At 68.2% G+C, this 14,373-nt stretch carries 10 protein-coding genes, 1 other RNA gene and 2 pseudogenes; 10 read left to right on the forward strand and 3 right to left on the reverse strand.

The features are described from left to right. The first annotated feature begins 24 nt into the window (after positions 1-24). Positions 25-1,794, forward strand: coding sequence for a streptophobe family protein (locus ABH931_RS02815; protein WP_370109516.1), 1,770 nt, complete (start codon positions 25-27; stop codon positions 1,792-1,794). Between the two features lie 41 nt (positions 1,795-1,835). Next, positions 1,836-3,287 (forward strand): RNB domain-containing ribonuclease, encoded by a 1,452-nt coding sequence (locus ABH931_RS02820; protein ID WP_370109518.1) that lies wholly within the window; start codon positions 1,836-1,838, stop codon positions 3,285-3,287. Between the two features lie 12 nt (positions 3,288-3,299). On the opposite strand, the gene ABH931_RS02825 is transcribed toward ABH931_RS02820, so the two are convergent. Beyond that, a complete protein-coding gene (locus ABH931_RS02825; RefSeq protein ID WP_370109520.1) occupies positions 3,300-3,863 on the reverse strand; it encodes a Uma2 family endonuclease in 564 nt (187 codons plus the stop codon). A 142-nt stretch (positions 3,864-4,005) separates the two neighbouring features. On the opposite strand from ABH931_RS02825, the gene rnpB reads away from it, so the two are divergent. After that, positions 4,006-4,409, forward strand: an RNA gene (gene rnpB, locus ABH931_RS02830) — RNase P RNA component class A. A 295-nt stretch (positions 4,410-4,704) separates the two neighbouring features. Here rnpB and ABH931_RS02835 read toward each other — a convergent pair. After that, positions 4,705-5,217, reverse strand: a complete 513-nt coding sequence (locus ABH931_RS02835; RefSeq protein ID WP_370109522.1) for a tyrosine-type recombinase/integrase — start codon at positions 5,215-5,217, stop codon at positions 4,705-4,707. 45 nt (positions 5,218-5,262) lie between these two features. After that, positions 5,263-5,653, reverse strand: a pseudogene (locus ABH931_RS02840) (transposase family protein). 154 nt (positions 5,654-5,807) lie between these two features. Between ABH931_RS02840 and ABH931_RS02845 the strand changes: the two are divergent. The 7 genes and pseudogenes from ABH931_RS02845 to ABH931_RS02875 all read left to right on the forward strand — a co-directional run bounded on the left by ABH931_RS02845 (position 5,808) and on the right by ABH931_RS02875 (position 14,371). After that, complete coding sequence (locus ABH931_RS02845; protein ID WP_370109524.1) at positions 5,808-6,062, forward strand: hypothetical protein; 255 nt, start codon at positions 5,808-5,810, stop codon at positions 6,060-6,062. Positions 6,063-6,077: 15 nt separating this feature from the next. Continuing rightward, a complete protein-coding gene (locus ABH931_RS02850; protein WP_370109526.1) occupies positions 6,078-6,350 on the forward strand; it encodes a hypothetical protein in 273 nt (90 codons plus the stop codon). A gap of 70 nt (positions 6,351-6,420) precedes the next feature. Continuing rightward, positions 6,421-7,870 (forward strand): annotated as a pseudogene (locus ABH931_RS02855) (ISKra4 family transposase); the annotation flags it as partial. 869 nt (positions 7,871-8,739) lie between these two features. Further along, positions 8,740-9,141, forward strand: a complete 402-nt coding sequence (locus tag ABH931_RS02860; RefSeq protein ID WP_370109528.1) for a hypothetical protein — start codon at positions 8,740-8,742, stop codon at positions 9,139-9,141. A gap of 177 nt (positions 9,142-9,318) precedes the next feature. Then, positions 9,319-11,022, forward strand: a complete 1,704-nt coding sequence (locus ABH931_RS02865; protein ID WP_370109529.1) for an N-6 DNA methylase — start codon at positions 9,319-9,321, stop codon at positions 11,020-11,022. Then, on the forward strand, positions 11,019-13,091 hold the full coding sequence (locus ABH931_RS02870) for an N-6 DNA methylase (protein WP_370109531.1): 2,073 nt from the start codon (positions 11,019-11,021) through the stop codon (positions 13,089-13,091). Before ABH931_RS02865 ends, ABH931_RS02870 begins: the two co-directional genes overlap by 4 nt. 83 nt (positions 13,092-13,174) lie before the next feature. Further along, positions 13,175-14,371 carry a restriction endonuclease subunit S gene (locus tag ABH931_RS02875; protein ID WP_370109533.1) on the forward strand — a complete coding sequence of 399 codons (1,197 nt, stop codon included), beginning with the start codon at positions 13,175-13,177 and terminating at the stop codon, positions 14,369-14,371. The last annotated feature ends 2 nt before the right edge of the window (positions 14,372-14,373 follow it).

Below are 14,373 nucleotides of genomic sequence, written 5' to 3' on the forward strand. Positions count from 1 at the left end.
GGCGTACGGGAATGGTGGACGAATATGACGGTGTACCAGAGCGGCCGCCCGGTACCGGGCGGCCCACAACCGGGCGGCGGCAGGGCCGGCGGAACTCTGCTGCGTGGCCTCGTCTCCGCCGCCATGTCGGCCAGTTGGGCCTTCGTGGCCATGGCGGCCGTCGGTGCGCTGGGGGTGCACCTGCTCGGGCTGGACACCCACGCCAAGCTCGGACCGGTCACAGCAGCCCTGGTCGCGATGGCCGTCGGCGGAAGGATCAGCCCGACCGGTGACGTGTCGGTGTTCGGAATTGACGCCGCGGCGGCGCAGGGATCGATCGACATCATGCCGCTGGGCCTGACACTCGTCGGGGCGGTGGTGCTCGGCTGGCTTTTCACCCGTCCGCTGCGCCGGATCGCGGTGCTGACGGCCGGTGAGCTCCTGGTGCGGGCGGCGGGGGCCGTGATCTCGTTCCTGGTGCTGCTCGCCGTGGTGGCCTGGTCGGGCAACGGCACCGTCTCGGTGGACATCTCGTCGCTGACGGGCGGCTCGGGTGGGTCGGGCGGCTCCGGCTCCGGCGGTGGTGACGACCCGTTCGGCGGATTCGGCGGCCTGATCGGTGGCGTGGTCGGCGGCAACACCAAGCCGACCGTCGGCTTCAAGGTCGACCTGGCCCCGACGCTCGGGATCGGGCTGCTCTGGGTCGTGGTCGTGCTGGCCTTCTCCGTCGTCGCGGCGCGACGCTCGCCGCTGCCGGTCGGCTGGCAGGGCCTGGCCCGCACGGTGCGTCCCGTCGCCTCGGCGATCACGACGGTGTTCGTCGGCGCCTGTGTCGTGGGCGGGCTGGCGGGCCTGGTCGTCGGCCTGACCGGGAACGGCGGCGCGAAGACCGTGGGCGGGGTGCTGCTCGGCACGCCGAACGGCGTATTCCTCGCCGTCCCGCTCGGCATGGGCGTCAGCCTGGCGGGCAAGGCCTCCGGTCCGCTCGCCCACGTCCTGCCCGCGCCGATCAACACCTTCCTGGCGGGCGGACAGGGCAAGACGATCACCGTCTCCTCGCTGGCCGCCCAGGACGGCCGGGTCTGGCTGCTGCCGGTCGCGGTGCTGCTGATGCTGCTCGCCACGGGCGTCTTCGCGGCCGTCCGCACCCCCCGCAGGAGCGCCTCGGCCGACCCGCTCGGCGCGGAGGTGGGCGGCGCGGCGGTCCGGCTCGGGGTCGCCCTGCTCGTCGTCACACCGGTGCTGCTGGCACTCGCGGACGTGACGGTGAACGCGAACCTGTCGGTGTTCGGGTTCGACGCGGTGGGCGCGGGGCTGAGCGTCACCGGGAACGTCGCGCTGGCACTGGGCCTCGGCCTGGTAGAAGGCGCGGCGATGGGCGCGCTGGGAGCGCTGCTGGTGCGGCGCTTCGCGGAGGCGAAGCGGGTCGGCCCGGCGACCGCCCTCCCCGGCGGTGGGTTCGGTGCCGGTGGGCTCGGCGGCGGTGCGTTCGACGGCGGACCGGGAGACGGGTTCGGTGGCGGTGGGTTCGGCGCGGTGCCGCCCGGTCCCGCGCCCGCGCCGCAGCAGCCCGGGGCCTACCCGCCGGGTGGGCCCGGCCCGTACGGCCCGCCCGCGCCGCCGCCTGCGACTCCTGCTCCTCCGGCTCCGGGCGGCTATCCGCCTCCCCCGCAGAACCCCTACGGCGGCCCTTCCGCTCCCCCGCCACCACCCGCCCAGAACCCGTACGGCGGGCTCCCCCAGGCGCCACAGCCCCCGTACCCGCCGCAGACGCCTCCCCGCACGCGCCCGGAGGACGACAACCCGTACCGCTGATCCTTCGGGGTTCGCGGGGCGCGCTGGCTAGGCTGGGGCGCGTGCCACGTCGACTGGTGAGTGTGAAGACGACCGGGACCGCCCGGATCGACGCCGAGCTGGACGCGCTCCGCGCCCGGCTGGGGCTTCCGGACGGGTTCTCGCCTGCCGTCCTGGCCGAGGTCGAGGCGGTCTCGGCCGCCCCGCTCACGTTGCCCGGCGCACGCGTGGACGCCACCGACCTGCCGCTGTTCACCATCGACCCGCCCGACTCGCGCGACCTCGACCAGGCCATGCACCTGGAACGCCTGCCGGGCGGCGGCTACCGCGTCCACTACGCCATCGCCGACGTCGCCGCCTGGGTCCGCCCGGGCGGCGCGATCGACGCCGAGGCGCGGCGGCGCGTCGAGACGCTCTACTTCCCCGACATCCGCGTCCCGCTCCACCCGCAGCGGCTCTCCGAGGGCGCGGCCAGCCTGCTGCCGGGCCAGGACGTGCCGGTCCTGCTGTGGCAGCTGGACCTGGACGCGGACGGCGAGCTGCGCACGACCCGGCTGCGCCGCGCCACCGTCCGCAGCCGCGCCAAGCTCGACTACGCGGACGTGCAGAAGGCCCTGGACACCGGCACCGCCGACGAGGCCCTCGCGCTGCTCGCGGTCGTCGGCCCGCTGCGCGAGGAGCGCGAGCAGACGCGCGGCGGCATCAGCCTGCCGATCCCGGAGCAGGAGGTCGAGGAGGTCCCCGGCAACGGCTACACGCTCGCCTACCGGGCCCCGATGCCGGTGGATGGCTGGAACGCGCAGATCTCGCTGCTGACGGGCATGGCGGCGGCCCAGCTGATGCTGGCGGGCGAGGTGGGCGTGCTGCGCACCCTGCCGGGCGCTCCGCCGTCGGCCGTCGCCAAGCTCCACCGCGTCGCGAAGGCGCTGAGCGTCGACTGGCCCGACGACCTGCCCTACGCCCGCCTGATCCGCTCCCTCGACCCGCACCTGCCGGCGCACGCGGCGTTCCTGAACGAGTGCACCGGCCTGCTGCGCGGCGCGGGCTACACCGCCTTCGAGGGCGCCGTCCCGCCCGACCCCGGCCACGCGGCCGTCGCCGCCCCGTACACCCACTGCACCGCCCCGCTGCGCCGCCTGGTCGACCGCTTCTCCGGCGAGGTCTGCGTGGCCCTGGCGGCCGGGACGGAGGTCCCCTCCTGGGCTCGCGACGCGCTGCCCTCCCTGCCCGCGCTGATGTCGGGCGGGGACCACCGCGCCCACGAGGTCGAGCGCGCCTGCGTCGACCTGGTGGAGGCGGCGCTGCTGACCGGCCGGGAGGGCGAGCTGTTCGAGGGCATCGTCATCGACGTCGACGAACGCCGCCCGGCCCGCGGCACCGTCCAGCTCTGCGACCCGGCCGTCCGCGCCCCGCTCACCAACGGCGACGGCCCGCTCCCGCTGGGCGAGGAGATCCGCGTCCGCCTGACCGAGGTCGACCTCTCCCAGCCCACCGTCCGATTCACGACGGCGTGACAGGAGGGCCCGTCAGGAGAGCCGGGGCCAGTCGGAGGTGTCGAGCACGAACTCGGTGTCGTCGGCGGTGAACCGGACGGTGTCGCCGAAGGCGAAGTCCTCGCACGTCTCGTACGCACCGTCGAGCGGGCGAGTGTGGAGCTTGCAGGTGCCCTGCAACGGGTCGGCGATCAGGTAGGCGTCGATGCCCGCACGCGCGTACTCGGCGACCTTCACGCCGTAGTCGTTCGCGCCACGATCACCGGAGACCACCTCGACCACGGCGGCGATGTCGGCGGCGGGCCGGGGCTTCACGCCGCGCTGTGCGGAGCTGCGCAGCACGGACACGTCGGGGCAGAAGCCGTTGCGGTGTTCGGGGAACGGCGTCAGCACGTCGGACGTCGCCCGCCAGCGCGGCAGCCCGGCGGCAAGCGCCGCCACCTGGGCGGCCAGAATGATCTCGCTGTGCTCTTCGCCCTGCGGTGACAAGATGATCTCCCCGTGCAGCAGCTCCGACTTGAAGCCGGGGGGAGCCTCCAGCCGCTCCAGAACGCCGAGCAGCTCTTCGAAGGTGAACACGTCGTGCTGAAGCGTCATGCGAGTCTGCCCCTCCCCGGTCGAGCCGGATCGGCGTTCTGGGTGGCCATCCGCTCCGACTGTACTGCTCAACGACTCGCCCCGACCCGGGTCACCCGGACGGCCGACTGCGTGGAGCCGCTACCATGGTCACCACGGCGGACGAGCCGGCCGGGCGGTCGCGTCGGGTCCTCACGGGGATCCGCCGAGGAACGTCCGGGCTCCACAGGGCAGGGTGGTGGCTAACGGCCACCCGGGGTAACCCGCGGGACAGTGCCACAGAGAACAGACCGCCGGGCGCTTCGGCGCCCGGTAAGGGTGAAACGGTGGTGTAAGAGACCACCAGCGTCCAGGGTGACCTGGACGGCTAGGTAAACCCCACCTGGAGCAAGGTCAAGATGGGTGTCGGCAACGACACCCTGCGCTGACGCCTGAGGGCTGCTCGCCCGAGTCAGCGGGTAGACCGCTTGAGGCGGCCGGCAACGGCCGCCCTAGATGGATGACCGCCTCCTGCGGCCCGGCAACGGACCGCGGAGACAGAACCCGGCGTACAGGCCGACTCGTCCGCCGCCTGCATTTATGCAGGTCAGAGGCTATTTTCTGCATACGTCTCAACTGTCGGGTCGAATCCGGGGCGAATTCCGTACGGCAGAGGGTCAACGACGGTGGGGCCGGACGCGAAGGCTTCCGATGTCATTCACCGCGGTAGTCAGCAACCCATGGACGGCATACGTGCAGGCCAGCGAGGGTTCGCGGTGCGGCAGGGCCTGGCTTGGACCCGTCCCCCTTGTGTGACAGCTCCAAAGCGGCCCGGAACGGACGGCCTGCGGACCACAAGTTTTGTCTTTTCTGTCCCGGACTCTCAGGTCAGAGCCGGTTCACCGGCTAGGGGGTTTTGTCTCCCCCGTCCGGGGGGGTGGAGCGCGTCGGAGCCCTGAGGGGTGGCCGTGCCGAATGCGCGTGTGAATGTGGTGACCGTGACACCTTCCACTGCCAGGGGCGGGTGGGCGTAGGTCTCCCAGGTCTGGGCGAAGTCGCCGTGCCGAGAGAGTGCTTGGACGGTCTTGGGGTCGTGATCGCCACAGGCGCCGAGGCGGGTGGTGTAGAAGTGCTTCAGGTCGTGGAACCGCGTGCTCGCAGGAAGGCCGGCTCGTTCGGCCGCAAGGTGCCACTTCCTGTTGAGGTCGCTGCGTTGCACTGGGCGACCAAACCTGTTGGTAGTCAGCAACTCCTCGCCTCTGGCGCAGAGTCGGCCTTTCGACGGTTGGCCGGACGCGGCGCGGGAACAGTGCTCGCCTGGGTGCCCAAACCGGGCATGGTGCTCTGCGAGACGCTCGACGAGGAACCGGTCCAGGGACGGGTAACTGACGGCCATTGGGCGCGAGGTCTGCTCACTCCAGTGACGTTTTCTCAACGGTAGTCATTTCCATACCCGGTTGAGGACGAGGGCGGCGGCGGGCGATGGCGCCGATCCGACTGGGGCTGAGGGTGACGCGCTGCAGGGCGCGCCAGCGCTGCTTGAGCTCGGCGGCAACGCGTTCGCCGAGGGCGCGGATCAGGGCGTTGGTGGTGCAGGTATCGATGTCGAGGGCCTGCTCGGAGCGGCCCTTTGGACGCCGGACGGGGACAAAGATGGCGATGCCTGCGCCCACATAGCCTTTGTCCGCGAAGGTGGGCAGGCCGAGGGCGGCCGCCCTGTACAGCGCTGGGAGGACGTGGATACGGGCCGCAGTGATGTCGGGGGTAGGGCCGCCGGGCTCGACCTCGAAGACCCACAGCGGTGCGCCGTTCGGAGCCGACAGGAACTGCACGTTCCCGCCGAACGCCTTGTGCTTCTGGCTGAACCACCGGTCATTGATGTTGGGTGCGGTTCCTCTGAAGGGAACGGCTGAACTCCGAGGCCACTGACTGGGGCTGTGCTCGCGGCCTCTCCTCTCTACCGTGGTGGTGGAGGAGGGGTGTCGGATGGGCTCGCTGTTCGAGGAACTGGAAGCGCGCGAGGCGGCTGCCCGGGTGCGCGTGGAGGAGCTCGAAGCCGAGCTGGCCGAGCTCTCGGGAAGGCTGGATCTGGCGCGGGAGGGCTTGGAGCGGTTGCGGATCGCGCGGGAGACGGTCGCCGAGGTGCTCGCGGAGATGACCCCGGAGATGTCGGCGACGGCTGTCGATGACGACCTGCCGACCGCGGGCGAGTCGGTGGCGTCTGCGTATGCCGGGGTCTAGCGGCGGGTCATCGGGGTGCTGACCGTTCCGAACTGGCAACTCGGGATGGGGGTGGACGTCCTGCCGCAGGTATATCGGGATATTTTGGAGGTGGTGGCGGACGCGCCAGGGCCTGTCCGTGCGAAGCAGATCGTGCCCAGGATCGGCCTGCCGGCCGAGACCGGAAAGATCGAGGGAACCCGGTCGAAGCTCAAGCGGCTGGTGGAACGCGGCTGGCTGGACGAGGACACACCAGGGATGTTCACTCCTGCCCGGAGGCGGACGGCCAAATCGTCCAACTCTCGTTAACAGCAGGGCTCTTCCGCGTCTACATTCGAAGGTGCGACCCAATCGATGCTGGACGGGAAGAGCCCTGGAGATGACACCGTACGACACCCGATGCACCGCTGACCCCCTTGCGCGCTCCCTCAGCGCCTTCGAGACGCTGATGGATACGCTGTCAGGCAGTCCGGCGACCACCTGGACCCACGCCGAGCTGGAAGAACACCTCGACGCGGCCGGGCGAGAACTGCTTCGCCTGCTGCTGCAGGACCACCTGAACCTGCGGGCCAGACAGGAAGAGCACCAGGTCCGCGCCGGTGCCGGCCCGGCGGTGACGGGTCCGGAGGGGCGAGTGCGGCCCTGGCGGGAGACCGGGCACTCGCTGTGGCTGGCCACCGTGTTCGGGACGGTCCGAGTCACTCGGGTCGCCCACCGCGGCCCCGGTGTCTGCAACGTCCATCCCGCCGACACCGCGCTGTCGCTGCCTGCGGGCCGACACTCGACGGGACTACGGCGGCTCGCCGTCACCGAGGCCGTCCGCGGCTCCTTCGACCAGGCCCACGACGCGGTGACACGCCGCTGCGGGAACGTGCTCGGCAAGCGCAGGCTCGAAGAGCTCGTGGTCGCTGCCGCGGTCGATGTCGACGACTTCTATCGGAAGTTGATCCCGGTTCCGTGCAGCCGCGAGATGCCGCTGGTGGTCCAGGTGGACGGCAAGGGCGTGGTCATGCGGCCCGAAGCTCTGCGCGAGCCCACCCGCCGGGCCGCCCAGAAGGCCGCGACCAGCCATCGCGGGCCGGCTCGCGCCAGGCGAGAAGCCGAACCGCAAGCGGATGGCGACCGTGGCCTGCGTCTTCGACACCCGTCCCGCACCCAGGCGCCCGCATGATGTGATCCACCCACCCGGCGGCCGCAGCGGCGAGCTTCCGGCGCGTCCGGGGCCGAGGGCCGAGAACAAGTGGTGCACCGCCTCGCTGGTCCGGTCGCCCGAGCAGGTCATCGCCGACGCCTTCGACCAGGCCCAGGCGCGCGACCCGAAGCACCTGCGTCCGTGGGTCGTCCTGGTCGACGGCGCCCGCCACCAGCTCGACCTGATCGAAGCGGAGGTCCGCCGACGCGGCGTCAAGGTCCACGTGCTGCTGGACTTCGTTCACGTCGCCGAATACGTCTGGGCTGCCGCGCACGCCTTTCACAAACCGGGCACTATCGAGGCCGAGGCATGGGCGGCCGATCGTCTGACCGCGATCCTCTCGGGCGACGCGGCCCGCGCCGCCACCGAGATGACCGCCCAGGTCAAGCGCCAACGCCTGCCCGCCGCCCGGCGCGAGGCCGCCGACGCCTGCCACCGCTACCTGACCGGCCACCTCGACCAACTCCACTACGACACCGCGCTCCGCAACGGGTGGCCGATCGCCACCGGCGCAGTCGAGGGCGCCTGCCGCCACCTGATCGCCGACCGCCTCGACATCACCGGCGCCCGCTGGGGACTTCCCGGAGCAGAAGCCGTCCTGCGACTACGCGCCGTCGTCTCCAACGGCCATCTCGACCGTCACCCGCGATCGGACTTCCCTCGAAACGAACTGCACCCATTGATGTTCGCGCGGACGCCGGCAAGGCGGTCCGATTCGATCAGCGTCCCGTCCAGGATGACGTGCTGGAGCGGTGGGCGCCACGGGCTCATGAGGCACGGACGCGACACTCCGTCCTGAGGTGATTCCGGCATGGGGGCCATGCATGTCGCGATGCGCCACTCCGGCAGGCCTGGAAGCATGGGCACCGTGATCGACCTTAGTGGCGACCTGCAGCAGTCTCAGTGGGCGCCCCTGCCCCTGCCACAAGCCGCCAGGCTGTTCGAGGAGGCGGAGTTCCGCTGGTGGGAAGCAGGCGGCTTTGCCCAAGGCCGTGGCCGTCCACATCGCCGGCCCGCGGGTGACTCACGGCCGCGGTCCCTCAACCCCGCTCGCTGGCGGGCCTTCGGTTGGACCTACCGCGCGCTGGGCCGCCCGTAGCTTGGAAGCTCAGCCCGCGAACCGTCAGGGACTCACCCGTTCCTCCAGCTCCGCCCCGAATGCGAGCAGGAGCTGGGTGACCGGTGGGCTATCCGCTACTCGAGCCCGGACACGGTACAGACCGGGCTCCTGCAGGGTCACGCTGGCGCCCAAACAGTCCTCCATGGTGAACAAGCGCGGCGTTGCCACAACGACACCCGTCTCTGTATTCACGACCTCGCACCTGACCCGAACCGGCCGGTCGCGACCAGTCACTCGCAACTGCCACTCCCGACCGGCGATAACTCCTTCGTCCGGCACGTCCAGTCCGACTTCACCGGGCCCCATCGGCGGGCCCGCGTACACGCTCTCCTCGGTCAGCACACCGTGGACATAGCGGAGTGCAACGTGGTCCTTCGAAGGCCCTCGTGGCGTTCGACGGGCACGAAGGCCAAGTACGAGCCCTGGCCGCGTTCGACGAGCCCTCAGGTCGTCCTCTGCTTACCATCGGCGGGAGCGACGGGGTCGTGACCGTATGGGATCCGCTGACCGGGGAACCGGTGGGAGAGCCACTCCAGGGCCACAGGGGCGCAGTAACTTCCTTGATCGCCTTCGTGGGCCCGCAGGACCAAGTACTGCTGGCCACTGGAGGCAAGGACCGCAACCTGCGGGTTTGGGACGCCCATACCCGTCAGTGCGTGCTCCGCATCGTCACATCCAGTCCCCTTAACGCCCTCTTCGCGGTCAGGGGCGACCGCGCGGGAGCGTCAGGGCTTCTGGTAGGCGCTACGGCCGGATTCGCCTTGATTGATGTCGATGTGCCCGCGTGAGCACCGACAACGCCGCAACCGGCGCTCGGGCTCACGACATCCGGGCCTACGACGTCAGCCCTCTCCGCTGTGACGCCGGCCCACCACAGCAGCCACAGGGAGATTGACAATAGCTCGTTAGCACTGTCAACGCGCTCACGGATTCTGATGCGCGTGCTCTCGTGTACTGTTGCCGCCATGGAGGACGAAGGATCCACACAGCCAGTCGTCACCGCAGCCCAGATCGCCCGGCTCGCCGGTGTGACGCGAGCCGCAGTCGCCAATTGGCGACGTCGACACGACGACTTCCCGGCCCCCAGCGGCGGCACGGCGGCAAGCCCGCTCTTCTCCTTCGCCGAGGTCGAGGCATGGCTAGCGGGACAGCGCAAGGGCCGAGGAGTCTCGGCGGAGGTCGCTCTCTGGCAAGCCCTGCGCGCTGCGTACGGCGACGACATGACGGCGGCGCTCGTGGACACCGGCTCCCATCTGACGGGCGAGACCACCACGGCCCTCCCGGACCCGATCCGTGAAGCCGTGGACCGGCTGGCCTCCAAACGCGCTTCCTCGCAGCTCTTCGAGGACCTGCTCACCCGGCTCCTCACCTCGGCCAGCCGCAGTGGCGTGCAGGCGGTTACGTCTCCTCGCCTCATCCGGGCCTTCGTCTACTTCGCGGGGGCGACCGAGGGACTCGTCTACGACCCGGCCTGCGGGACGGGATCGCTCCTGCTGGCAGTTGGCGGGCGGACGTCTGCCGTTCACGCTGGCCAGGAGATCAGCCGTGGACTAGTGCGGCTGACTGAGCTAAGAGCACAGCTCGGCGGCTCTCGCACCGTCCGGATCGAAGCCGGAGACTCACTCCGGAACGACCAGCACCCCCACCTCCGGGCCCAGCTCGTCGTCTGTGAACCGCCGTTGGGCCAGACCGACTGGGGCCGTGAAGAGCTCCTACTCGACCCACGCTGGGAGCTTGGAGCACCCCCGCGCGCAGAGGGCGATTTGGCCTGGCTCCAGCACTGCTACTTTCACACCGCGCCCGGCGGCCGTGCTCTCATCGCCCTCGCCCCGTCCGCCGCATACCGCAGGAGCGGCCGCCGGATCCGAGCGGAGCTAGTACGCAGGGGGGCCCTCTCCTCGGTCATCTCGCTGCCGTCGGGATTCGCGACCAGTCACAACCTGCCGCTCCACCTGTGGGAACTGTGCCGGCCAGGGACACCGGGCAAAGAGGTCCGATCCGTCCGCATGATCGACCTCACGGCGAACAATCCGGACGGCCCCCTGGAACCGACCCCAGACCAGATCGCACACGTACCGTTGATTGACCTCATCCACGAGGAGGTGGACCTTAGCCCGTCCGCGTACGTGACTGCGACCCAACCCGACTACTCGGCCGAATACACGGCGCTCCGCGACTCAATCGAACAGCAGCTACGACAACTGGCCGAGTTGCTGCCCGCGCTACCACCGGGACCTGGAGCGGGATCCCTGGACGAGATCGCCTCGGTGGGGGTCGGCGACCTGGTTCAGGCGGGCCTGGTCCGCACGGAGGACGGCGAGGCGTCATCCGCCAGCGACCAACTCGACACGGACTACCTGCGAGGGTTCCTTCGCAGCGCAGGCAACACGCGCCGCAGCACGTCGGCCACCGGCACGCACAGGGCAGAACTCCGAAGCGCCCAGCTGCCCCAGATGGACATCCAGCAGCAGCGCCGGTACGGACTGGCCTTCCGCGACTTGGGCGAGTTCGAGCGAAGGCTCAAGGAAATTGCCAGGATGGGCGACCAAGCCGCGCGCCTGGCCCACGACGGACTGACCAACGGAGCCCTGGGGCCGCCCCGGACCGCCGCAACGGAGCAGCCCCACGCCATGCCACCACGTAGAGCGACACGAGAAGGTGCCGAGTGAGCAACACCAACCAGGAACTTGCCGACTTCATCTGGTCGGTGGCCGACTTGTTGCGGGGAGACTACAAACGCTCGGAATACGCCAAGGTCATCCTGCCGCTCACGGTACTTCGCCGCTTCGACTGCGTGATGGAGGCAAAGGGAACCCGCCAGGCGGTGCGGGACCGGGACGCCTCGTACGCCGGCGAGAAGAAGGACGGGCTGCTGCTTGGCATCTCGGGGCTCCCGTTCTACAACATCTCGAAGCAGAACTTCGAGACCATCGGCAGCGACGACAAGAACGTCTACGCCAACCTCAGGGACTACATCCGTGGCTTCTCCAGCGAAGTCACCGAGATCATCGACCGCTACGACTTCCACATTCAGATCGAGCGCCTCAAAGACGCCGATCTTCTGTACCTGGTGGTCCAGGAGTTCGCGGCAATCGACCTCAGTCCCGAGAAGGTCAGCAACCACGACATGGGCTACGTCTTCGAAGAGTTGATCCGCAAGTTCGCGGACGCCTCCAACGAGACGGCCGGTGAGCACTTCACCCCGCGCGAAGTGGTCAAGCTGATGGTCGAGCTGCTGCTCGGTCCCGACGAGGCACGCATCCGCAAGCCCGGGGCAGTCCTCGACATCCTGGACCCGGCCTGCGGCACCGGCGGCATGCTTGCCGCGGCCGAGGAACACATCAGGAAGATCAAGCCAGGCGCACGCATCAACCTGTTCGGCCAGGAAATCAATGCCGAGTCGTACGCGATCTGTCGCTCGGACATGCTGCTTAAGGGGCACAAGGCCGAGAACATCCGGTTCGGCAACACCTTCACCCGCGACTGGCACGAGGACCGCAGCTTCAGCTACATGTTGGCCAACCCGCCGTTCGGCGTCGAATGGAGGAAGTCGGAGAAAGCTGTCCGCGAGGAGCATGAAGACCTCGGCTTTGCCGGCCGCTTCGGGGCGGGCCTCCCGCGCATCAACGACGGTTCGTTCCTCTTCCTCCAGCACATGCTCCACAAGATGCAACCCTTGAAGAAGGACGAGAACGGGGACGAGATCGGCGGCTCCCGCATCGCCATCGTCTTCAACGGCTCGCCGCTCTTCACCGGCAGTGCCGGTTCCGGCGAGTCGGAGATCCGCCGCTGGATCCTGGAGAACGACTACCTAGAGACCATCGTCGGCCTCCCCGACCAGCTCTTCTACAACACCGGCATCTCGACGTACTTCTGGATCCTCAGCAACCGCAAGCCCGCGCACCGCAAGGGCAAGGTCATCATGATCGACGCCCGCGGGGAGTGGGTGAAGCGGCGCAAGTCCCTCGGCGAGAAGCGCAAGGAGATCGCCGACGAGCAGATCGCCGACATCTGCGCGATCTACCGCGACGCGGAACAGATCGGGCAGGACGAGTCACATCCGCAGTACGCGAAAGTCAAGATCCTCCGCAATGAGGCGTACGGCTACCAGCGCATCACGGTCGACCGTCCGCTGAAGCTCCGCTTCGAGGTCACAGAGGACACCCTCACAGCACTGTCCGCGTCGGCGGCACTCCAGAAGGTCCTCGGCGACAAGACGATGGACGAGGCAGAGGTGGCCAAGCGGCAGGCCGAGTTCGTAGCGGCCCTGCAACTGCTGACCGGACAGACCTGGCCGACCAAGGCCGAAGCCTGGGACGCTTTGCACAAGGCCGTCACCTCAGCTGGCCTGATCTGGCCCTCGAGCGCGCTGTTCCAAAAGGCACTCAGGGAGGCAGTTGGCGTACGCGACCCGAAGGGCGAGGTCCAGTTCGCGAACCCGAAGACAAAGCAGATCGAGCACGACCCTGACCTCCGCGACTCGGAGAACGTCCCGATGGACCAGGACATCGACTCGTATCTGGCGGAAGAAGTCACTCCGCACGTCGATGACGCGTGGATCGCAGAGACAAAGAACCAAAAGACCAAACTCTCCGAACGCTCCAAAATCGGATACGAAATCCCGTTCACGCGCCACTTTTACATGTATGAGCCTCCGCGACCGCTGTCGGAGATTGATGCGGATCTCAAATCCCTTGCGGCGGAAATCCAGAAGCTTCTGGGAGAGGTGACGGAATGAACGGGATGAGTGAAATCAGGTTCGCGCAAACTCCCCTCCGGCGATTCATTAGGAATATCACCGACGGGCCATTCGGGAGCTCCTTGACGAGTAGCCACTACTCAGATGAAGGTGCGCGGGTAATTCGGCTTGGCAACATCGGGGCTGCACGATTCAAGGATGCGGATGTCGCCTACATTCCGATGGAGTACTTCAGGGAGCTTCGGCAGCATGAAGTGAATCCTGGAGACTTGATCATTGCTGGTCTCGGTGATGCAAACAATCCTGTCGGTCGTGCATGCGTGGCACCCAATGACCTTGGCCCCGCAATTGTGAAAGCGGACTGCTTTCGCGCCCGACTCGACGAAGACCGCCTCTCGCATCGATTTGCCGCCTGGGCCTTGAGCTCATCCTTCGTGTCAAGTCAGGTGAAGACACTCACTCGTGGGTCAACTCGCGCTCGCATCAATCTTGATGTGGCGCGCGAGATCGAGGTACCCCTCCCTTCACTGTTGGAACAGCGCCGCATCGCCGACTTTCTCGACGCCGAGACTTCTCACATCGATCGGCTTTTGGCACTGCAAACCACAGTTCTGGAACGACTTGACGAACGCGAATCAGCAATCGTGGATCTCGCCATCGATGAGTTGATCGATCGCGTGGGCACCACGCCGTTCCGACGCTTCGTCACTGCAATGGATCAGGGATCAAGTCCGCAATGTGACGCGGTCCCCGCAAGTGATGACGAGTGGGGTATCCTGAAGGTAAGTTGCCTCAGGCCAGGTTCATTCTTCCCCGACCAGAACAAGCGACTTCCTGAGGGCGTCGTACCAGACGTGCGTAACGAGGTTCATGAGGGTGACGTACTCATCACGCGCGCCAACACACCCCAGTTGGTGGGCTCAACAGCAGTTGTACCTGCGGTTCGCCGTAAGCTACTACTCTCTGACAAGATTTTCCGAGTCGGCCTCTCGCCCCTGCTGGACGCTCATTACGTCGCTTGGATCGCACGCGGAACCCGCGTGCGATCCTTTTCCTCTGCCTCATCGAATGGCGCATCTCAGTCGATGGCGAATATCCGCTTCGAAGAAGTGAAGGAGTGGCCGATTCCGCATATTGGCCTGCCCGAGCAGAAGAGGGTCGTAGCCGAGTTGGATCGAAGCCGCATGCAGACGGAGGCTCTGCGCAGCCGTATCACCCGCCAGCTCATCCTCCTCACCGAACGCCGCCAATCCCTCATCACCGCCGCCGTAACCGGCCAGTTCGACGTGCCCAGTGCATCTGGTCAAGGAGAGGACTGACC

It is taken from the genome of Streptacidiphilus sp. MAP12-33, assembly GCF_041261265.1.
Lineage (GTDB): Bacteria > Actinomycetota > Actinomycetes > Streptomycetales > Streptomycetaceae > Streptacidiphilus.

What these genes read in the sequence shown, in the direction of transcription:
- ABH931_RS02825 (WP_370109520.1), bottom strand. Translation starts at nt 3,863, where the DNA reads ATGACGCTTCAGCACGACGTGTTCACCTTCGAAGAGCTGCTCGGCGTT.
- ABH931_RS02835 (WP_370109522.1), bottom strand. Translation starts at nt 5,217, where the DNA reads ATGGCCGTCAGTTACCCGTCCCTGGACCGGTTCCTCGTCGAGCGTCTC.
- ABH931_RS02845 (WP_370109524.1), top strand. Translation starts at nt 5,808, where the DNA reads ATGGGCTCGCTGTTCGAGGAACTGGAAGCGCGCGAGGCGGCTGCCCGG.
- ABH931_RS02815 (WP_370109516.1), top strand. Translation starts at nt 25, where the DNA reads ATGACGGTGTACCAGAGCGGCCGCCCGGTACCGGGCGGCCCACAACCG.
- ABH931_RS02865 (WP_370109529.1), top strand. Translation starts at nt 9,319, where the DNA reads ATGGAGGACGAAGGATCCACACAGCCAGTCGTCACCGCAGCCCAGATC.